At 37.8% G+C, this 17,283-nt stretch carries 32 protein-coding genes; all 32 read left to right on the forward strand.

What is annotated here, in order from left to right; translation table 11 throughout:
- Positions 1 to 22 precede the first annotated feature (22 nt).
- The 32 genes from rplC (at position 23) to truA (ending at position 17,270) form a co-directional block, all read left to right on the forward strand.
- Positions 23 to 685, forward strand: a complete 663-nt coding sequence (gene rplC / locus DVJ99_RS01340) for a 50S ribosomal protein L3 (protein WP_114602861.1) — start codon at positions 23 to 25, stop codon at positions 683 to 685.
- Positions 686 to 713: 28 nt separating this feature from the next.
- Positions 714 to 1,337 carry a 50S ribosomal protein L4 gene (gene rplD, locus DVJ99_RS01345; protein ID WP_114602862.1) on the forward strand — a complete coding sequence of 208 codons (624 nt, stop codon included), beginning with the start codon at positions 714 to 716 and terminating at the stop codon, positions 1,335 to 1,337.
- Positions 1,337 to 1,612, forward strand: a complete 276-nt coding sequence (gene rplW, locus DVJ99_RS01350) for a 50S ribosomal protein L23 (protein WP_011275127.1) — start codon at positions 1,337 to 1,339, stop codon at positions 1,610 to 1,612. The genes rplD and rplW overlap by 1 nt, the downstream gene beginning before the upstream one ends.
- 36 nt (positions 1,613 to 1,648) lie before the next feature.
- Entirely contained in the window at positions 1,649 to 2,482 is an 834-nt protein-coding gene (rplB, locus tag DVJ99_RS01355; RefSeq protein WP_105993316.1) for a 50S ribosomal protein L2, read from the forward strand.
- A 63-nt stretch (positions 2,483 to 2,545) separates the two neighbouring features.
- Positions 2,546 to 2,824, forward strand: coding sequence for a 30S ribosomal protein S19 (gene rpsS / locus DVJ99_RS01360; protein ID WP_105993317.1), 279 nt, complete (start codon positions 2,546 to 2,548; stop codon positions 2,822 to 2,824).
- A 31-nt stretch (positions 2,825 to 2,855) separates the two neighbouring features.
- Positions 2,856 to 3,209 carry a 50S ribosomal protein L22 gene (rplV, locus tag DVJ99_RS01365; RefSeq protein ID WP_002479566.1) on the forward strand — a complete coding sequence of 118 codons (354 nt, stop codon included), beginning with the start codon at positions 2,856 to 2,858 and terminating at the stop codon, positions 3,207 to 3,209.
- Positions 3,210 to 3,234: 25 nt separating this feature from the next.
- The gene (gene rpsC / locus DVJ99_RS01370) at positions 3,235 to 3,888 is read left to right on the forward strand and encodes a 30S ribosomal protein S3 (RefSeq protein WP_105993318.1); all 654 of its coding nucleotides are present in this window, start codon (positions 3,235 to 3,237) and stop codon (positions 3,886 to 3,888) included.
- A gap of 2 nt (positions 3,889 to 3,890) precedes the next feature.
- Positions 3,891 to 4,325: a 50S ribosomal protein L16 gene (gene rplP / locus DVJ99_RS01375; protein WP_015900970.1), complete on the forward strand. Its 435-nt coding sequence runs from the start codon at positions 3,891 to 3,893 to the stop codon at positions 4,323 to 4,325.
- On the forward strand, positions 4,315 to 4,524 hold the full coding sequence (gene rpmC, locus DVJ99_RS01380) for a 50S ribosomal protein L29 (RefSeq protein WP_000644737.1): 210 nt from the start codon (positions 4,315 to 4,317) through the stop codon (positions 4,522 to 4,524). Before rplP ends, rpmC begins: the two co-directional genes overlap by 11 nt.
- Positions 4,525 to 4,548: 24 nt before the next feature.
- Complete coding sequence (gene rpsQ, locus DVJ99_RS01385; protein ID WP_001829723.1) at positions 4,549 to 4,812, forward strand: 30S ribosomal protein S17; 264 nt, start codon at positions 4,549 to 4,551, stop codon at positions 4,810 to 4,812.
- A gap of 28 nt (positions 4,813 to 4,840) precedes the next feature.
- Positions 4,841 to 5,209, forward strand: a complete 369-nt coding sequence (gene rplN, locus DVJ99_RS01390; RefSeq protein ID WP_002479563.1) for a 50S ribosomal protein L14 — start codon at positions 4,841 to 4,843, stop codon at positions 5,207 to 5,209.
- A 32-nt stretch (positions 5,210 to 5,241) separates the two neighbouring features.
- The gene (gene rplX / locus DVJ99_RS01395) at positions 5,242 to 5,559 is read left to right on the forward strand and encodes a 50S ribosomal protein L24 (RefSeq protein ID WP_002479562.1); all 318 of its coding nucleotides are present in this window, start codon (positions 5,242 to 5,244) and stop codon (positions 5,557 to 5,559) included.
- 25 nt (positions 5,560 to 5,584) lie between these two features.
- Positions 5,585 to 6,124: a 50S ribosomal protein L5 gene (gene rplE / locus DVJ99_RS01400; RefSeq protein WP_114602863.1), complete on the forward strand. Its 540-nt coding sequence runs from the start codon at positions 5,585 to 5,587 to the stop codon at positions 6,122 to 6,124.
- 26 nt (positions 6,125 to 6,150) lie between these two features.
- A complete protein-coding gene (locus DVJ99_RS01405) occupies positions 6,151 to 6,336 on the forward strand; it encodes a type Z 30S ribosomal protein S14 (protein WP_105993320.1) in 186 nt (61 codons plus the stop codon).
- 32 nt (positions 6,337 to 6,368) lie between these two features.
- Positions 6,369 to 6,767, forward strand: coding sequence for a 30S ribosomal protein S8 (rpsH, locus tag DVJ99_RS01410; RefSeq protein ID WP_105993321.1), 399 nt, complete (start codon positions 6,369 to 6,371; stop codon positions 6,765 to 6,767).
- Positions 6,768 to 6,792: 25 nt separating this feature from the next.
- Complete coding sequence (gene rplF, locus DVJ99_RS01415) at positions 6,793 to 7,329, forward strand: 50S ribosomal protein L6 (RefSeq protein ID WP_105993322.1); 537 nt, start codon at positions 6,793 to 6,795, stop codon at positions 7,327 to 7,329.
- A gap of 32 nt (positions 7,330 to 7,361) precedes the next feature.
- Complete coding sequence (gene rplR, locus DVJ99_RS01420) at positions 7,362 to 7,724, forward strand: 50S ribosomal protein L18 (RefSeq protein WP_105993323.1); 363 nt, start codon at positions 7,362 to 7,364, stop codon at positions 7,722 to 7,724.
- A gap of 21 nt (positions 7,725 to 7,745) precedes the next feature.
- Positions 7,746 to 8,246 carry a 30S ribosomal protein S5 gene (rpsE, locus tag DVJ99_RS01425; RefSeq protein WP_105993324.1) on the forward strand — a complete coding sequence of 167 codons (501 nt, stop codon included), beginning with the start codon at positions 7,746 to 7,748 and terminating at the stop codon, positions 8,244 to 8,246.
- A 16-nt stretch (positions 8,247 to 8,262) separates the two neighbouring features.
- On the forward strand, positions 8,263 to 8,448 hold the full coding sequence (rpmD, locus tag DVJ99_RS01430; RefSeq protein ID WP_105993325.1) for a 50S ribosomal protein L30: 186 nt from the start codon (positions 8,263 to 8,265) through the stop codon (positions 8,446 to 8,448).
- A gap of 28 nt (positions 8,449 to 8,476) precedes the next feature.
- Positions 8,477 to 8,917: a 50S ribosomal protein L15 gene (gene rplO, locus DVJ99_RS01435; protein ID WP_105993326.1), complete on the forward strand. Its 441-nt coding sequence runs from the start codon at positions 8,477 to 8,479 to the stop codon at positions 8,915 to 8,917.
- Positions 8,917 to 10,209, forward strand: coding sequence for a preprotein translocase subunit SecY (secY, locus tag DVJ99_RS01440; protein ID WP_105993327.1), 1,293 nt, complete (start codon positions 8,917 to 8,919; stop codon positions 10,207 to 10,209). Before rplO ends, secY begins: the two co-directional genes overlap by 1 nt.
- 16 nt (positions 10,210 to 10,225) lie before the next feature.
- Positions 10,226 to 10,876 (forward strand): adenylate kinase, encoded by a 651-nt coding sequence (locus DVJ99_RS01445; protein WP_114602864.1) that lies wholly within the window; start codon positions 10,226 to 10,228, stop codon positions 10,874 to 10,876.
- 188 nt (positions 10,877 to 11,064) lie between these two features.
- Positions 11,065 to 11,283 carry a translation initiation factor IF-1 gene (infA, locus tag DVJ99_RS01450; RefSeq protein ID WP_001118443.1) on the forward strand — a complete coding sequence of 73 codons (219 nt, stop codon included), beginning with the start codon at positions 11,065 to 11,067 and terminating at the stop codon, positions 11,281 to 11,283.
- A gap of 33 nt (positions 11,284 to 11,316) precedes the next feature.
- Entirely contained in the window at positions 11,317 to 11,430 is a 114-nt protein-coding gene (gene rpmJ, locus DVJ99_RS01455; RefSeq protein ID WP_002479550.1) for a 50S ribosomal protein L36, read from the forward strand.
- Positions 11,431 to 11,452: 22 nt separating this feature from the next.
- Positions 11,453 to 11,818: a 30S ribosomal protein S13 gene (gene rpsM / locus DVJ99_RS01460; RefSeq protein WP_105993329.1), complete on the forward strand. Its 366-nt coding sequence runs from the start codon at positions 11,453 to 11,455 to the stop codon at positions 11,816 to 11,818.
- Between the two features lie 22 nt (positions 11,819 to 11,840).
- Positions 11,841 to 12,230: a 30S ribosomal protein S11 gene (gene rpsK / locus DVJ99_RS01465; protein ID WP_114602865.1), complete on the forward strand. Its 390-nt coding sequence runs from the start codon at positions 11,841 to 11,843 to the stop codon at positions 12,228 to 12,230.
- Positions 12,231 to 12,318: 88 nt separating this feature from the next.
- Positions 12,319 to 13,263, forward strand: a complete 945-nt coding sequence (locus tag DVJ99_RS01470) for a DNA-directed RNA polymerase subunit alpha (RefSeq protein WP_105993330.1) — start codon at positions 12,319 to 12,321, stop codon at positions 13,261 to 13,263.
- A 16-nt stretch (positions 13,264 to 13,279) separates the two neighbouring features.
- Positions 13,280 to 13,648: a 50S ribosomal protein L17 gene (gene rplQ, locus DVJ99_RS01475; RefSeq protein WP_105993331.1), complete on the forward strand. Its 369-nt coding sequence runs from the start codon at positions 13,280 to 13,282 to the stop codon at positions 13,646 to 13,648.
- Positions 13,649 to 13,999: 351 nt separating this feature from the next.
- Positions 14,000 to 14,809 carry an energy-coupling factor transporter ATPase gene (locus DVJ99_RS01480; RefSeq protein ID WP_162912120.1) on the forward strand — a complete coding sequence of 270 codons (810 nt, stop codon included), beginning with the start codon at positions 14,000 to 14,002 and terminating at the stop codon, positions 14,807 to 14,809.
- Positions 14,806 to 15,666, forward strand: coding sequence for an energy-coupling factor transporter ATPase (locus tag DVJ99_RS01485; RefSeq protein WP_114602866.1), 861 nt, complete (start codon positions 14,806 to 14,808; stop codon positions 15,664 to 15,666). The genes DVJ99_RS01480 and DVJ99_RS01485 overlap by 4 nt, the downstream gene beginning before the upstream one ends.
- Entirely contained in the window at positions 15,656 to 16,462 is an 807-nt protein-coding gene (locus DVJ99_RS01490) for an energy-coupling factor transporter transmembrane component T family protein (protein WP_114602867.1), read from the forward strand. The genes DVJ99_RS01485 and DVJ99_RS01490 overlap by 11 nt, the downstream gene beginning before the upstream one ends.
- A gap of 4 nt (positions 16,463 to 16,466) precedes the next feature.
- Positions 16,467 to 17,270 carry a tRNA pseudouridine(38-40) synthase TruA gene (gene truA, locus DVJ99_RS01495; protein WP_114602868.1) on the forward strand — a complete coding sequence of 268 codons (804 nt, stop codon included), beginning with the start codon at positions 16,467 to 16,469 and terminating at the stop codon, positions 17,268 to 17,270.
- Positions 17,271 to 17,283: the final 13 nt, after the last annotated feature.

The raw sequence follows: 17,283 nt of genomic DNA on the forward strand, positions 1-17,283 counted from the left end.
AATCATAGGAGGTGGACTTTCGATGACCAAAGGAATCTTAGGAAGAAAAATCGGGATGACACAAGTATTCGGTGAAAACGGAGACTTAATCCCAGTAACTGTAGTAGAAGCAGGACAAAACGTAGTATTACAAAAGAAAACTGAAGAGGTAGACGGTTACAACGCTATCCAAGTAGGTTTTGAAGACAAACAAGCATACAAAAAAGACAGCAAGTCTAATAAATATGCGAACAAACCAGCTGAAGGTCACGCTAAAAAAGCTGACACAGCACCTAAGCGCTTCATTCGTGAATTCAGAAACATCAATGTTGATGAATACGAAGTAGGTCAAGAAGTCTCAGTAGATACATTTGAAGCTGGCGACATCATTGACGTAACTGGAGTATCTAAAGGTAAAGGTTTCCAAGGTAACATTAAACGTCATGGACATGGTCGCGGACCAATGGCTCACGGTTCTCATTTCCACAGAGCACCTGGTTCAGTAGGTATGGCGTCTGACGCATCTAAAGTATTTAAAGGTCACAAAATGCCTGGTCGTATGGGCGGCAACACAGTGACTGTACAAAACTTAGAAGTTGTACAAATCGACGCTGAAAACAACGTTATCTTAGTTAAAGGTAATGTGCCTGGTCCTAAAAAAGGATTAGTAGAAATCAAAACTTCAATTAAAAAAGGTAATAAATAATTAATTAACGAAAGGAGGAAAATGCATAATGGCAAATTATGATGTATTAAAAGTAGACGGATCAAAAGCAGGTTCAGTTGAATTAAGCGATGCTGTATTCGCTATTGAACCAAACAAAGATGTTCTTTTCGAAGCAATTAACTTACAACGTGCTTCATTACGCCAAGGTACTCATTCTGTTAAGAATCGTTCAGCAGTACGCGGCGGTGGACGCAAACCATGGAGACAAAAAGGTACAGGACGTGCGCGTCAAGGTACTATCCGTGCTCCGCAATGGCGTGGCGGCGGTATCGTATTCGGACCGACTCCAAGAAGCTATGCATACAAAATGCCTAAGAAAATGCGTCGTTTAGCATTACGTTCTGCATTATCTTTCAAAGTACAAGAAAATGAATTCAAAATTGTTGATGCTTTCGGTTTCGAAGCTCCAAAAACAAAAGAATTCACTAAAGTTTTATCAAACTTAGAATTACCTAAGAAAGTTTTAGTTGTAACTGAATCAGAAGATGTAAATGTTGAATTATCAGCACGTAACATCCCTGGTGTTCAAATCACAACTGTAACTGGATTAAACGTATTAGACATCACTAGCGCTGACAGTGTATTAATTACAGAAGCAGCTGCTAAAAAAGTTGAGGAGGTGCTCGGATAATGGAAGCAAGAGACGTTCTTAAGCGCCCCGTAATCACAGAAAAATCTTCAGAAGCAATGGCTGAAGACAAATACACTTTTGATGTAGATACTCGTGCGAACAAAACACAAGTCAAAATTGCAGTTGAAGAAATCTTCGATGTTAAAGTAGCTAACGTTAACATCATCAACTATAAACCTAAGAAAAAACGTATGGGCCGTTACCAAGGCTATACAAACAAACGACGCAAAGCGATCGTAACTTTAAAAGAAGGATCAATCGATCTATTCAACTAATAAAAAATAAAATTACCAATAAGGAGGTAAACGACAATGGCTCTTAAACATTATAAGCCAATTACAAATGGTCGTCGTAATATGACTTCATTGGATTTCGCTGAAATCACTAAAACGACTCCAGAAAAGTCATTATTACAACCGCTACCGAAAAGAGCGGGACGCAACAACCAAGGAAAATTGACAGTACGCCATCATGGCGGCGGACACAAACGTCAATACCGTGTTATTGATTTCAAACGTAACAAAGATGGAATCCCAGCAAAAGTTGATTCTATCCAATATGATCCAAACCGTTCAGCTAACATTGCATTGTTAGTATATGCAGATGGTGAAAAACGCTACATCATCGCTCCAAAAGGTTTGGTTGTAGGACAAACAATCGAAAATGGTGAAGAAGCTGACATTAAAGTAGGTAACGCTTTACCATTAGCAAATATCCCAGTGGGTACAACTATCCACAATATCGAATTAAAACCTGGCCGCGGTGGACAAATCGCTCGTTCAGCAGGTGCAAGTGCACAAGTACTTGGTAAAGAAGGTAAATACGTATTAGTAAGACTTCGCTCAGGTGAAGTTCGTATGATTCTTTCAACTTGCCGTGCTACAGTAGGTCAAGTTGGTAACATTCAACATGAACTTGTTAACGTTGGTAAAGCCGGACGTTCACGTTGGAAAGGTATCCGTCCAACAGTTCGTGGTTCTGTAATGAACCCTAACGATCACCCTCACGGCGGTGGTGAAGGTCGTGCTCCAATCGGTATGCCATCACCAATGTCACCATGGGGTAAACCTACGCTTGGTAAGAAAACTCGTCGCGGTAAAAAATCATCAGATAAACTTATCGTACGTAAACGTAAAAGAAAATAATAACAACTTATTTGGGTGTGCGGCCTAGTGCTGCACGCACATAATAAGAAGGGAGGCGCCAAAATGGCTCGTAGTATTAAAAAAGGACCTTTCGTCGACGATCACTTGATGAAAAAAGTGGAAGCTCAGGAAGGTAATCAGAAAAAAACAGTGATTAAAACTTGGTCACGTCGTTCAACTATTTTCCCTAACTTCATCGGTATTACATTTGCAGTATACGATGGACGTAAACATGTACCTGTTTATGTAACTGAAGATATGGTTGGCCACAAATTAGGTGAATTTGCTCCAACACGTACTTTCAAAGGACATGCTGTAGACGACAAGAAAACAAGAAGATAATAACTTTCTATAAGTAGAGGAGGAAGACCAAATGGAAGCAAAAGCGGTTGCTAGAACTATCAGAATCGCACCTCGTAAAGTCAGATTAGTATTAGACTTAATCAGAGGCAAAAACGTTGGTGAAGCTGTTGCCATTTTAAAATTAACTAACAAAGCATCATCACCAGTTGTTGAAAAATTATTAATGTCCGCTTTAGCTAATGCAGAGCACAACTATGACATGAATACAGATGAATTAGTTGTTAAAGAAGCATATGCTAACGAAGGACCAACTTTAAAACGTTTCCGTCCACGTGCTCAAGGACGTGCAAGTGCAATTAACAAACGTACAAGCCACATTACAATTGTCGTAAGTGACGGCAAAGAAGAAGCTAAAGAAGCTTAATAAACTATCTTAAGGAGGGAATATTGTGGGTCAAAAAATTAATCCAATCGGACTTCGTGTTGGTGTCATCCGTGATTGGGATGCAAAATGGTATGCTGAGAAAGATTTCTCAACTTTACTACACGAAGATTTAAGAATCCGTAAGTTCATCGATAACGAATTAAAAGAAGCGTCAGTTTCTCACGTAGAAATCGAACGTGCTGCTAACCGCATCAACATCGCAATCCACACTGGTAAACCAGGTATGGTAATTGGTAAAGGCGGTTCAGAAATTGAAAAACTTCGTAACAAATTAAACAATTTAACAAACAAACGTGTACACATTAACGTGATTGAAATCAAAAAAGTTGATTTAGATGCTCGCTTAGTTGCTGAGAACATCGCACGTCAATTAGAAAACCGTGCTTCATTCCGTCGTGTACAAAAACAAGCTATTACAAGAGCTATGAAACTAGGAGCTTTAGGTGTTAAAACTCAAGTTTCAGGTCGTTTAGGCGGAGCTGATATCGCTCGTGCTGAACAATATTCAGAAGGAACTGTTCCACTTCACACATTACGTGCTGACATTGATTACGCACATGCTGAAGCTGATACAACATACGGTAAACTTGGTGTTAAAGTATGGATCTATCGTGGAGAAGTTCTTCCTACTAAGAACAATAGTGAAGGAGGAAAATAATAATGTTGCTACCAAAACGCGTTAAATATCGTCGTCAACATCGTCCAAAAACTACAGGACGTTCTAAAGGCGGTAACTTTGTAACATTTGGTGAGTATGGTTTACAAGCAATCACAACGTCTTGGATCACATCTCGTCAAATCGAATCTGCTCGTATTGCGATGACTCGTTATATGAAACGTGGCGGGAAAGTTTGGATTAAAATCTTCCCTCATACACCTTATACTAAAAAACCTTTAGAAGTACGTATGGGTGCTGGTAAAGGTGCAGTAGAAGGCTGGATCGCAGTAGTTAAACCAGGTAGAATCTTATTTGAAGTTGCAGGCGTGTCAGAAGAAGTTGCACGTGAAGCATTACGTTTAGCAAGTCACAAACTTCCAGTTAAAACTAAGTTTGTAAAACGTGAAGAATTGGGTGGTGAATCAAATGAAAGCTAAGGAAATTAGAGACTTAACCACTTCAGAAATCGAAGAGCAAATCAAATCTTCAAAAGAAGAACTTTTTAACCTACGCTTTCAGTTAGCTACAGGACAATTAGAGGAAACTGCACGTATTCGTACAGTGAGAAAAACAATCGCACGTCTAAAAACTGTTGCTCGTGAAAGAGAAATTGAACAAAGTAAGGCTAATCAATAATAATTGAAAGAGGAGGTTACAAAAGTGAGCGAAAGAAATGATCGTAAAGTTTATGTAGGTAGAGTCGTATCAGACAAAATGGACAAAACTGTAACTGTACTTGTAGAGACTTACAAAACTCATAAATTATATGGTAAACGAGTAAAATATTCTAAAAAATATAAAACTCATGATGAAAACAATTCAGCTAAATTAGGAGACATCGTTAAGATTCAAGAAACTCGTCCTTTATCAGCAACAAAACGTTTTCGTTTAGTAGAAATTGTTGAAGAATCAGTAATTATTTAATCATTAATAGATAAGGGAGGTTTAATTCATGATCCAACAAGAGACACGCTTGAAAGTAGCTGACAACTCAGGTGCTCGTGAAGTTCTTACAATTAAAGTATTAGGCGGATCTGGTCGCAAAACAGCGAACATCGGCGACGTAATTGTGTGTACTGTTAAAAATGCTACACCAGGAGGCGTTGTTAAAAAAGGTGAAGTTGTTAAAGCTGTTGTTGTACGTACTAAATCAGGAGTACGTCGTAAAGACGGTTCTTACATCAAATTTGATGAAAATGCATGTGTAGTTATTCGTGACGACAAGAGTCCACGCGGAACTCGTATCTTCGGACCAGTTGCACGTGAATTACGTGATAGCAACTACATGAAAATTATTTCATTAGCACCAGAAGTACTATAATTTTAAATAATAAAATCTAAGGAGGTGCCCACATGCATATCAAGAAAGGTGACAACGTAATCGTTATCTCAGGTAAAGATAAAGGTAAAACAGGTGTTGTACAAGCAACAGAACCTAAAAAAGACCGTGTCGTTGTGGAAGGTGTCAACATCATTAAAAAGCACCAAAAACCGACTCAATTTAACCCAGAAGGTGGAATCTTAGAAACTGAAGCAGCAATTCATGTTTCTAACGTACAATTATTGGACCCTAAAACAAATGAACCAACTCGTGTAGGTTACAAATTTGTTGATGGTAAAAAAGTTCGTATCGCTAAAAAATCAGGCGAAGAAATCAAATCTAATAATTAATAACTAGTTGAAAGGAGGATCCACTTTGAGCCGTTTAAAAGAAAAATTCAATACTGAAGTTACTGAGAACTTAATGAAAGAATTCAATTACAGTTCAGTAATGGAAGTACCTAAAATCGATAAAATCGTTGTGAACATGGGTGTAGGTGACGCAGTTCAAAACTCTAAAGTATTAGATAATGCTGTTGAAGAGTTAACTTTAATCACTGGTCAAAAACCATTAATCACAAAAGCTAAAAAATCAGTAGCAACATTCCGTTTACGTGAAGGTATGCCAATCGGAGCAAAAGTTACACTTCGCGGTGAAAGAATGTATGAATTCCTAGATAAATTGATCTCAGTATCATTACCACGTGTACGTGACTTCCACGGAGTTTCTAAGAAAGCATTTGATGGACGCGGCAACTACACATTAGGTATTAAAGAACAATTAATTTTCCCAGAAATCGATTATGATAAAGTAAGTAAAGTAAGAGGAATGGATATCGTTATTGTTACAACTGCTAACACAGACGAAGAAGCTCGTGAATTGTTAACTCAATTCGGTATGCCATTTCAAAAGTAAGCTCTAATATAAAGGAGGCTAATTAAGTGGCTAAAAAATCAATGGTTGCAAAACAAGCTAAAAAGCAAAAATTCCCAGTTCGCGAATATACTCGCTGTGAACGCTGTGGCCGTCCACATTCTGTATACCGCAAATTTAAATTATGCCGTATCTGTTTCCGTGAATTAGCTTACAAAGGCCAAATCCCTGGCGTTCGTAAAGCTAGCTGGTAATTAAAGAGAGTCTTGAAAGGAGGCAACAATCTATGACAATGTCAGATCCAATCGCAGATATGCTAACTCGTGTAAGAAACGCAAACATGGTGCGTCATGAAAAAATCGAGTTGCCTGCGTCAAATATTAAAAAACAAATCGCTGAAATCCTTAAAAATGAAGGTTTCATCAAAAACGTTGAGTTCGTAGAAGACGATAAACAAGGTGTTTTACGTTTATTCCTTAAATATGGTCAAAACAACGAACGCGTTATCACAGGCTTAAAACGTATTTCTAAACCAGGTTTACGTGTTTATGCTAAAGCTGAAGAAGTACCTAAAGTATTAAACGGTTTAGGTATTGCATTAGTATCAACTTCTGAAGGTATTTTAACTGACAGAGAAGCAAGAAAACGTAATGTAGGCGGAGAAGTACTAGCATACGTTTGGTAATAAATAATTAAGGAGGTGCCCGTAAATGAGCCGTGTAGGTAAGAAAATCATTGAAATTCCTAGTGATGTAACAGTAGACATCAAAGGTAATGTTATTACAGTTAAAGGTCCTAAAGGTGAATTAACTAGAACTTTTGACGATAGCATGACTTATAAACAAGAAGACAACACATTAGAAGTTGTTCGTCCATCTGATTCTCAAAAAGACAGAACAGTTCACGGAACAACTCGTGCGTTAATTAACAATATGGTACAAGGTGTTTCTAAAGGCTACGAAAAAACTTTAGAAATGATCGGTGTAGGTTACCGTGCACAATTGCAAGGTAAAAACTTAGTTCTTAACGTTGGTTACTCTCACCCAGTTGAATTCATTCCAGAAGAAGGAATCACATTCACAGTTGAGAAAAACACAACAGTTAAAGTAGAAGGTATTTCTAAAGAACAAGTTGGTGCTACAGCTTCTAAAATCCGTGCCGTAAGACCACCAGAACCTTATAAAGGTAAAGGTATCCGTTACCAAGGCGAATATGTTCGTCGTAAAGAAGGTAAAACTGGTAAATAATAAATAACTCTCTAAAGAAAGGAGAATAAAGCATGATCAGCAAAATTGATAAAAATAAAGTACGCTTAAAAAGACATGCACGTGTACGTACGAACTTATCAGGTACATCTGAAAAACCTCGTTTAAACGTATATCGTTCAAACAAACACATCTATGCACAAATCATTGATGATTCAAAAGGCGTAACTTTAGCTCAAGCATCAACTCAAGATAAAGATTTCGAAAATGAAACTGGTTCAAAAGTTGAATTATCTGCCAAAGTGGGCGAAGCAATCGCTAAAAAAGCAGTTGATAAAGGTATCACTGCAATCGTCTTCGACCGTGGAGGTTACTTATACCATGGACGTGTTAAAGCATTAGCAGATGCAGCACGTGAAAATGGCTTAGAATTTTAATCATAAAAGGAGGGACAATTAATGGCTCGCAGAGATGAAGAAAACAAAGAATTTGAAGAACGCGTTGTTACGATTAACCGTGTTGCGAAAGTTGTAAAAGGTGGACGTCGTTTCCGTTTCACAGCATTAGTAGTTGTTGGAGACAAAAATGGTCGTGTTGGATTCGGTACAGGTAAAGCACAAGAGGTGCCTGAAGCGATCAAAAAAGCAGTAGAAGCTGCTAAAAAAGAATTAGTATCTGTTAACCGTGTAGAAGGTACTACTCCACACACTATTACTGGTCAGTTCGGATCAGGAAGTGTATTATTGAAACCAGCAGCACCTGGTACTGGTGTTATCGCCGGTGGACCAGTTCGTGCCGTATTAGAATTAGCAGGTATCACTGATATCTTAAGTAAGTCATTAGGTTCAAACACACCAATTAACATGGTTCGTGCGACAATCAATGGTTTAGAAAATCTAAAAAGTGCTGAAGAAGTTGCGAAATTACGCGGCAAATCAGTAGAAGAATTATACAATTAAGGAGGGAAAATAAATAATGGCTAAATTACAAATTACCCTCACTCGCAGTGTTATCGGTCGTCCAGAAACACAACGTAAAACTGTTCAAGCGTTAGGTTTGAAAAAAACTAACTCTTCAGTAGTTGTTGAAGACAACGATGCAATCCGTGGCCAAATCAACAAAGTAAGCCACTTAGTTAAAGTAGAAGAAGTAAACGCATAATCAGATAAAATTATAAGGAGGTGCCGTAATGAAATTACATGATTTACATCCAGCAGAAGGATCACGTAAAGTCCGCAACCGTGTAGGCCGTGGTGCTGCTACAGGTAATGGTAAAACAAGTGGACGTGGTCAAAAAGGTCAAAAAGCACGTTCAGGTGGTAAAGTAAGACCAGGTTTCGAAGGTGGTCAATTACCATTATTCCGTCGTTTACCTAAACGCGGTTTCACTAACATCAACCGTAAGGAATATGCTGTAGTGAACTTAGACCAATTAAACCGTTTTGATGAAGGTACAGAAGTAACTCCTGAACTATTAATCGAAACTGGCGTAGTAAAAAATGCTAAAGCGGGTATCAAAGTATTAGGTAATGGTTCTTTAGAGAAAAAGTTAACAGTTAAAGCACAAAAATTCTCTGCATCTGCAGCTGAAGCAATTGATGCTAAAGGTGGAGCACACGAGGTGATCTAATGTTTGACACATTCGTAGACTTCTTCAAAACTAAAGAAGTTCGAAACAAGATCTTTTTTACGCTCGCAATGCTAGTAATATTTAAAATAGGTACTTATATACCGGCGCCTGGAGTCAATCCAGCAGCGTTTGAAAGTCAACAAGGTTCTCAAGGTGTCACTGATCTGTTGAATACATTCGGTGGGGGAGCCTTGAAGAACTTTTCCATTTTTGCAATGGGGATTATGCCCTACATCACTGCTTCCATCGTAATGCAGTTATTGCAAATGGATATAGTTCCTAAGTTTACAGAATGGGCCAAACAAGGTGACGTTGGTCGTAAGAAATTGAATAACGTCACACGTTACTTTGCAATCATCTTGGCATTCATCCAATCAATTGGGATGGCATTCCAATTCAATAACTATCTAAAAGGTGCATTGATCGTAGATCCGTCACCTATGAGTTATTTGTTAATTGCAATTGTATTAACAGCAGGAACAGCTTTCTTACTTTGGTTAGGTGAACAGATAACCCAATACGGTGTAGGTAATGGTATTTCAATTATTATCTTCGCTGGTATTCTGTCAACGTTGCCTTCATCACTGATTCAGTTCTACCAACAAGCCTTTGTAGGACAAAGTGATACGACTATGGCATGGTTGCAAGTTGCAGCATTAATCATTGGTTTGATTTTACTGACAATGGGTGCTGTGTACGTACTTCAAGCTGTTCGTAAAATACCTATTCAATATGCGAAGAAGCAAACAGCTCAGCGTTTAGGTCGAAATGCAACTTACTTGCCGTTGAAAGTTAACTCAGCAGGGGTTATCCCGGTTATCTTTGCTATGGCATTCTTCTTGTTACCAAGAACATTAACTATGTTCTTCCCTAAAGCAGACTGGGCTCAGCAAATTGCCAATACAGCCAATCCATCAAACAATATCGGAATGGTAATTTATATTATCTTGATCATTGCATTCACTTATTTCTATGCATTCGTTCAAGTTAATCCTGAGAAAATGGCTGACAACCTTAAGAAGCAAGGCAGTTACGTACCAGGTATCAGACCTGGCGAACAAACTAAAAAGTATATTACCAAAGTTTTATATCGTTTAACTTTTGTAGGTTCTATTTTCTTAGCAGCAATCGCAATCTTGCCGATTCTTGCTACTAAATTTATGAACTTGCCGCAATCGATTCAAGTCGGCGGTACAAGCTTGCTGATTGTTATCGGTGTTGCTATCGAGACAATGAAAAGCTTGGAAGCACAAGTTAATCAAAAAGAATATAAAGGCTTTGGTGGTAGATAATTTGTAGGAGGGCAATATGAATATCATCTTAATGGGTTTACCTGGCGCAGGTAAAGGAACTCAAGCGAGTGAAATTGTTAAGAAATTCCCTATTCCGCATATATCTACAGGTGATATGTTTAGAAAAGCTATCAAAGATCAAACTGAATTAGGTAAAGAAGCTAAGTCTTATATGGACCGCGGCGAACTTGTACCTGATGAAGTAACTGTGGGTATCGTTAAAGAAAGACTTTCTGAAGACGATGCGAAAAAAGGATTTTTATTAGATGGTTTCCCACGTACACTTGAACAAGCAGAAGCATTAAGTAAAATCATGACAGAACTTGGCAGAAAGATTGATGCAGTTATTAACATTGAAGTTCCGGAAGAAGAACTTATGAATCGTCTTACAGGACGTCGCGTATGTGAAATTTGCGGAACAACTTATCATCTTGTGTTCAATCCTCCAAAAGTGGACGGTGTTTGTGATCTTGACGGCGGTAAATTATACCAACGTGAAGACGACAACCCAGAAACAGTTGCAAAACGTTTAGAAGTTAACGTTAAACAATCAAAACCTATCTTAGAATACTATGATAATAAAGGTGTTGTTAAAAACGTTGACGGATCTAAAGATATTCAAGAAGTTACTGGTTCAGTAATTGATATCTTGAACAATCTTAAGTAATTCAACATTGCTGCTTGTATGTTGAATGAAGGCAGTCTAACATTGTTTGTCTCTCAGCCTAACGAATTTTGAGTGACATAATAACGATAATGATTCCCGAATTTTGTTCAACGATTTGATACAAGTGCAGTATGTCTAACATTTTCCAATAGACATTAACTAATAATGCAAAAGGGGGAATTGTTCTAATGGCAAAACAAGATGTAATTGAATTAGAAGGTACAGTATTAGATACTTTACCAAATGCAATGTTTAAAGTAGAATTAGAAAATGGTCATGAAATTTTAGCACACGTTAGTGGTAAAATCAGAATGAATTATATTCGTATTCTACCCGGCGACAAAGTAACAGTAGAAATGTCTCCGTATGATTTAACACGCGGAAGAATCACTTATCGTTATAAATAATTCGTCACTCCATTATTACAGGGAGGTATAAAAATGAAAGTAAGACCATCAGTTAAACCTATTTGCGAAAAATGTAAAGTCATTAAACGTAAAGGTAAAGTAATGATCATTTGTGAAAATCCAAAACACAAACAAAGACAAGGTTAATAAAAGAGAGGTGTAAAATAATATGGCACGTATTGCAGGAGTCGATATTCCACGCGAAAAACGCGTTGTAATTTCATTAACTTATATTTACGGTATTGGTAAATCAACTGCTGAAAAAATCATTGAAGAAGCAGGAGTTTCACCACAAACTCGTACTAACGAATTAACAGACGATGAATTAGCACGTATCCGTGAAGTTGTAGATGGCTACAAAGTAGAAGGTGACTTACGTCGTGAGCAAAACTTAAACATCAAACGTTTAATGGAAATCTCTTCTTACCGTGGTATCCGTCACCGTCGTGGCTTACCAGTTCGCGGTCAAAAGACTAAAAACAATGCTCGTACTCGTAAAGGCCCAGTTAAAACTGTAGCTAACAAGAAAAAATAATAGGTAAAGGAGGAAAATTTTAATGGCACGTAAACAAGTATCTCGTAAACGCAGATTGAAAAAGAATGTTGAAAACGGTGTAGCTCACATTCGTTCAACTTTCAATAATACAATCGTAACAATTACTGATGAATTCGGTAATGCATTATCATGGTCATCAGCAGGTGCACTTGGTTTCAAAGGTTCTAAAAAATCTACACCATTCGCAGCTCAAATGGCTTCTGAAACAGCATCAAAAACAGCTATGGAACATGGCTTAAAAACTGTAGAAGTAACAGTTAAAGGACCTGGCCCAGGCCGTGAATCAGCTATCCGTGCATTGCAATCAGCAGGTTTAGAAGTAACAGCTATCAGAGACGTTACTCCAGTACCTCATAACGGTTGCCGTCCGCCAAAACGTCGTCGCGTATAATATTATTGTTAAGAAATGTTATTTTCCGAAGATCACTAAGATAAGAAGTATCTTATAAGTCGACGTAACCAAGGAGGATATGTAAATAATGATAGAAATTGAAAAACCTAGAATTGAGACAATTGAAATTAGTGAAGATGCTAAATTCGGTAAGTTTGTTGTTGAACCACTAGAACGTGGCTATGGCACTACGCTAGGAAACTCCTTACGTCGTATCCTACTATCTTCATTGCCAGGTGCAGCCGTTAAATACATCGAGATTGAAGGAGTTTTACACGAATTCTCTGCAATTGATAACGTAGTAGAAGATGTATCTACAATCATTATGAATATTAAGAAACTTGCTCTTAAAATTTATTCTGAAGAAGATAAAACTTTAGAAATCGATGTTAAAGATGAAGGCGAAGTAACAGCAGCTGACATTACTCACGACAGTGATGTTGAAATTTTAAACCCAGAGCTTAAAATTGCTACAGTTGCTAAAGGTGGACACTTAAAAATCCGTCTTGTTGCGAATAAGGGTAGAGGTTACGCATTAGCTGAACAAAATAATACTAGTGATTTACCAATTGGTGTTATCCCGGTTGACTCTTTATACTCACCAGTTGAAAGAGTAAACTATACAGTTGAAAACACTCGTGTAGGTCAAAGCAGTGACTTTGATAAATTAACTTTAGATGTATGGACTGATGGATCAATCACTCCGCAAGAGTCAGTTTCATTAGCAGCAAAAATTATGACTGAACACTTGAACATCTTTGTTGGACTCACTGATGAAGCGAAAAACGCTGAAATCATGATTGAAAAAGAAGAAGATCAAAAAGAAAAAGTACTTGAAATGTCTATCGAAGAATTAGACTTATCAGTACGTTCTTACAACTGTCTAAAACGTGCAGGCATCAACAGTGTTCAAGAATTGGCTGACAAATCTGAAGCAGATATGATGAAAGTACGTAATTTAGGTCGTAAATCTTTAGAAGAAGTAAAATATAAACTCGAAGACTTAGGTTTAGGTCTTAGAAAAGAAGATTGATAAAGGAGGTTAACTCATGGGTTACAGAAAATTAGGTCGTACATCTGATCAACGTAAAGCAATGTTACGCGACTTAGCGACATCATTAATCGTTAACGAGCGCATTGAAACTACTGAAGCTCGCGGTAAAGAATTACGCGGTGTAGTTGATAAATTAATCACTTTAGGTAAAAAAGGCGATTTAGCTTCTCGTCGTCAAGCAGCTAAAATCGTTCGTGATGTTCAAATCCAAAACGAAGATGGTACTACACAAACAGCTTTACAAAAATTATTCGGTGAAATTGCTCCACGTTACACAGAACGTCAAGGCGGTTACACTCGTGTACTTAAAGCAGGTCCACGTCGCGGTGACGGTGCTGAATCAGCAATTGTCGAATTAGTTTAATCAAAGCATAACTTGAAACCAAGTAACGATGGTAAGTAGAAGCACACGATGAGAACATTGTGCGCTTATCATTGTACAAATAAACACACTGACTATATGAATATATAAAGCAAATGAGTGCAACGATAATGTTTGCCACATACAAATATTGTCTAGCTCAGAGTGCCCCATTCAAAGAACTTAATAGAATTTAAAGCGTGAACTCAATTAATGAATGGGGTGCGCGCTTTTTTATTTTAAAACCCCTGTTGCGGTAATAACGTGAAGGGGTTTTTCTCATACACTTGCATATACACACTAGTTATATTCATGTACAATGATAGAGTGAAATCAATCAGAAGGGACAGAGGCATGTTGAATACTGAACAAATACTTGAATTTGATGATGTATCATTTCAATATCAGGGTGACGAGTGGTTTACATTAAAACATCTCTCTTTTTCTATCCCGAAAGGTAAATGGACATCAATTGTCGGACATAATGGATCAGGCAAGTCGACCATCGCTAAATTAATGATGGGTATGATGGAATACCAAGAAGGTGAAATACGTTATAATGGTCAGCTGATGACATCTGAGAATCTGTATGACATCCGAAAAAATATTGGTATCGTATTTCAGAATCCTGAAAACCAATTTGTAGGTTCGACTGTTCAGTATGATGTGGCATTTGGTCTTGAAAACTTAGCAGTGCCATATGAGCAAATGCACGAGGATGTAGCACAAGTCTTAAAAGAGGTACAAATGTATGCACAACGCAATCATGAGCCGCAAGCGCTCTCTGGAGGCCAGAAACAGCGTGTTGCGATTGCAGGTGTACTTGTTTTAAGTCCTGAACTGATTATCTTAGATGAGGCAACATCTATGCTTGATCCTGAAGGTAAACAATCGTTGATGCAGCTGGTGAGACATTTGAACGAAGCACGCAATGTGACGATTGTATCAATTACGCATGATTTAACAGAAACTTTGGATTCAGATTATATGATTGTTATGAATCGCGGCGAAGTGCACGAAAAAGGCACACCAGAAGCAATCTTTAAGAAAGGAGCATCATTAGCAGAAATAGGTTTGGACTTGCCGTTTTCAATGCGGATTAATTCGCTATTAGGCAATCCATCTGAGTTTCTGACCTATGATGAGTTGGTAGCACGTTTATGAGCATACAATTTAATGACGTTACTTACATTTACCAGCAAGGTACACCTTTTGAATATGAAGCATTGCATCATATTAATACTGAATTTGAAGCAGGTCAGTATTATGCGGTCATTGGCCAAACAGGATCTGGTAAATCAACGTTAATACAACATTTCAACGGCTTATTAAAACCTACTTACGGTCATGTTGCACTTGGTGATTTAGTCATCAAGAAAAAAACAAAAGATAAAGCAATTCGTCCTTTGAGACAACGTGTCGGACTGGTATTTCAGTTTCCGGAAGCCCAGCTGTTTGAAGACAGTGTAGAGCGAGAAGTCTTATTCGGACCTAAAAACTTTCATATGGATTTAGAAAAGGTAAAAGACTATGCGTATCGTTTGCTTAAGCGTTTAGGCTTTGATCGCAATATCATGGCGAAATCACCGTTTCAAATGTCTGGAGGTCAAATGCGTAAAATAGCGATTGTATCTATTTTAGCGATGAATCCGGATATTATCGTATTGGACGAACCGACCGCAGGACTGGATCCGCACAGCCGAGAACAAGTTATGGACCTGTTAAAACAGTTACAGCAAGAGGGCAAAACAATTGTGCTTGTGACACATGATATGAATGATGTGGCACGTTATGTAGACCAAGTTAAAGTATTGCAGCAAGGCGCAATTGTATATGAAGGGACACCTAGAGCACTCTTCGGCAATCAAGATAATGTCAATCAATTTCATTTGGATTTGCCTGATATCGTGCAGCTGCAGCGTGATTTTGAACAAAAGTACAATATACGTTTACCAGAAACAGCATTAACAGACCAAGAATTTATCAAGCTCTATAAGGAGTGGCAGCACCATGAAGAATAAATTTATCATAGGCCGCTATTTACCTTTAGATTCCATCATTCATAAAATGGATCCTAGAGCTAAATTAGCTTTTGTATTCTTTTATATTATATTAGTGTTCTTTTGTCACAGCTTTACGATGTATGGCTGGATGTTATTGGTTCTGTTGGTATTTATGTATAGTGCTAAAATCAAACTGTTGTATTTATTAAAAGGTTTGACACCGATTTTGTTCTTTTTAATTTTTACCTTTTTAATGCATCTCTTTTTAACTAAGGGAGGCACTACGTTATTTACTTGGAAATTCATTTCCATTGATTCAGGCGGTATTATAGAAGGGATATTCATCTCAATGCGTTTAATGTTTATTATGATGGCTTCAACGATAATGACATTGACAACGAATCCTATCGCATTGACCGATGCTTTTGATAAAATACTTTCTCCTTTGAAAGTTATTAAAGTCCCTGTACAGCAATTAAGCATGATGATGTCGATTGCTTTACGATTTATACCGACGCTTATGGAAGAGTTGGATAAAATTATTCTGGCTCAAAAATCCAGAGGTTCTGAAATCAGTTCCGGATCAATCGGACAGCGTATTAAAGCGTTTATCCCTCTGTTGATTCCATTGTTTATTTCTGCCTTTCAAAGAGCTGAAGATTTAGCAGTCGCAATGGAAGTCAGAGGGTATGATATGAATGCAAAACGTACAAGTTTTCGTAAACTTGAATGGCAATTAAAGGATACAATGCTCGTAGGTGCATTAATCCCGATTGCAGCAGTACTATTTGTATTGAAATATTTAGGAGTGTAGCCGTGTGCGTATATTAGTAAATATTACTTATCAAGGAAGCAACTTTTATGGCTTTCAAATACAGCAGCACGAAAGAACCGTGCAGCAGCAATTCGAAAAGATTTTAAAACGCATGCATAAACGTCATGTACGTATTCATCCTTCAAGCAGAACGGATCGAGGAGTGCATGCGCTAGAACAATATTTCCATTTTGATACAGAACTTAAAATTGCGCCGAAGCAGTGGCAATATGCGATGAACAGCGCTTTGCCTGACGACATCTATGTCAAAGAGGTATCTATCGTCGATGATGACTTTCATTGCCGCTACGATTGCGTAGGGAAACGTTATCGCTATAAAGTGTATCAAGCAGCACATCGTGATGTATTTATGAGCGGTTTGAAGACTTTCAATAATTATGATTTAGATTTAGATAAAATGAACGAAGCTGCACAACAGTTTATAGGCACGCATGATTTTACCGGCTTTTGTTCTCAAAAGACAGAAGTAGAAAGTAAAGAACGTACCCTGTATCAAAGTGAAATTATTCAAACAGAAAACGGCTTCGACTATATTGTGACCGGCTCAGGTTTCTTATATAATATGGTACGTGTGTTAGTCGCATTTTTAATCGAAGTCGGTAAAGGCAAACGTGCACCAGAGGATGTATTGCCTCTGTTAGAAGCGAAAGATCGCAACCAAGTTCCGTTTACTGCACCGGCAGAAGGGCTTTATTTGGAGAAGATCTATTTATCGCCGGAAGCACTGACACAAGACTTCGGAACAGATATCAAAATTCATCGCAAAAAATCACTTGAAAATGATTGATTCGTATTGACAA

The organism is Staphylococcus sp. EZ-P03, assembly GCF_003344575.1.
Classification (GTDB): Bacteria; Bacillota; Bacilli; order Staphylococcales; family Staphylococcaceae; genus Staphylococcus; species Staphylococcus simulans_B.

What these genes read in the sequence shown, in the direction of transcription:
- rplC (WP_114602861.1), top strand. Translation starts at nt 23, where the DNA reads ATGACCAAAGGAATCTTAGGAAGAAAAATCGGGATGACACAAGTATTC.
- rplD (WP_114602862.1), top strand. Translation starts at nt 714, where the DNA reads ATGGCAAATTATGATGTATTAAAAGTAGACGGATCAAAAGCAGGTTCA.
- rplW (WP_011275127.1), top strand. Translation starts at nt 1,337, where the DNA reads ATGGAAGCAAGAGACGTTCTTAAGCGCCCCGTAATCACAGAAAAATCT.
- rplB (WP_105993316.1), top strand. Translation starts at nt 1,649, where the DNA reads ATGGCTCTTAAACATTATAAGCCAATTACAAATGGTCGTCGTAATATG.
- rpsS (WP_105993317.1), top strand. Translation starts at nt 2,546, where the DNA reads ATGGCTCGTAGTATTAAAAAAGGACCTTTCGTCGACGATCACTTGATG.
- rplV (WP_002479566.1), top strand. Translation starts at nt 2,856, where the DNA reads ATGGAAGCAAAAGCGGTTGCTAGAACTATCAGAATCGCACCTCGTAAA.
- rplP (WP_015900970.1), top strand. Translation starts at nt 3,891, where the DNA reads ATGTTGCTACCAAAACGCGTTAAATATCGTCGTCAACATCGTCCAAAA.
- rpmC (WP_000644737.1), top strand. Translation starts at nt 4,315, where the DNA reads ATGAAAGCTAAGGAAATTAGAGACTTAACCACTTCAGAAATCGAAGAG.
- rplN (WP_002479563.1), top strand. Translation starts at nt 4,841, where the DNA reads ATGATCCAACAAGAGACACGCTTGAAAGTAGCTGACAACTCAGGTGCT.
- rplX (WP_002479562.1), top strand. Translation starts at nt 5,242, where the DNA reads ATGCATATCAAGAAAGGTGACAACGTAATCGTTATCTCAGGTAAAGAT.
- rpsH (WP_105993321.1), top strand. Translation starts at nt 6,369, where the DNA reads ATGACAATGTCAGATCCAATCGCAGATATGCTAACTCGTGTAAGAAAC.
- rplF (WP_105993322.1), top strand. Translation starts at nt 6,793, where the DNA reads ATGAGCCGTGTAGGTAAGAAAATCATTGAAATTCCTAGTGATGTAACA.
- rplR (WP_105993323.1), top strand. Translation starts at nt 7,362, where the DNA reads ATGATCAGCAAAATTGATAAAAATAAAGTACGCTTAAAAAGACATGCA.
- rpsE (WP_105993324.1), top strand. Translation starts at nt 7,746, where the DNA reads ATGGCTCGCAGAGATGAAGAAAACAAAGAATTTGAAGAACGCGTTGTT.
- rpmD (WP_105993325.1), top strand. Translation starts at nt 8,263, where the DNA reads ATGGCTAAATTACAAATTACCCTCACTCGCAGTGTTATCGGTCGTCCA.
- rplO (WP_105993326.1), top strand. Translation starts at nt 8,477, where the DNA reads ATGAAATTACATGATTTACATCCAGCAGAAGGATCACGTAAAGTCCGC.
- secY (WP_105993327.1), top strand. Translation starts at nt 8,917, where the DNA reads ATGTTTGACACATTCGTAGACTTCTTCAAAACTAAAGAAGTTCGAAAC.
- DVJ99_RS01445 (WP_114602864.1), top strand. Translation starts at nt 10,226, where the DNA reads ATGAATATCATCTTAATGGGTTTACCTGGCGCAGGTAAAGGAACTCAA.
- infA (WP_001118443.1), top strand. Translation starts at nt 11,065, where the DNA reads ATGGCAAAACAAGATGTAATTGAATTAGAAGGTACAGTATTAGATACT.
- rpmJ (WP_002479550.1), top strand. Translation starts at nt 11,317, where the DNA reads ATGAAAGTAAGACCATCAGTTAAACCTATTTGCGAAAAATGTAAAGTC.
- rpsM (WP_105993329.1), top strand. Translation starts at nt 11,453, where the DNA reads ATGGCACGTATTGCAGGAGTCGATATTCCACGCGAAAAACGCGTTGTA.
- rpsK (WP_114602865.1), top strand. Translation starts at nt 11,841, where the DNA reads ATGGCACGTAAACAAGTATCTCGTAAACGCAGATTGAAAAAGAATGTT.
- DVJ99_RS01470 (WP_105993330.1), top strand. Translation starts at nt 12,319, where the DNA reads ATGATAGAAATTGAAAAACCTAGAATTGAGACAATTGAAATTAGTGAA.
- rplQ (WP_105993331.1), top strand. Translation starts at nt 13,280, where the DNA reads ATGGGTTACAGAAAATTAGGTCGTACATCTGATCAACGTAAAGCAATG.
- DVJ99_RS01480 (WP_162912120.1), top strand. Translation starts at nt 14,000, where the DNA reads ATGTTGAATACTGAACAAATACTTGAATTTGATGATGTATCATTTCAA.
- DVJ99_RS01485 (WP_114602866.1), top strand. Translation starts at nt 14,806, where the DNA reads ATGAGCATACAATTTAATGACGTTACTTACATTTACCAGCAAGGTACA.
- DVJ99_RS01490 (WP_114602867.1), top strand. Translation starts at nt 15,656, where the DNA reads ATGAAGAATAAATTTATCATAGGCCGCTATTTACCTTTAGATTCCATC.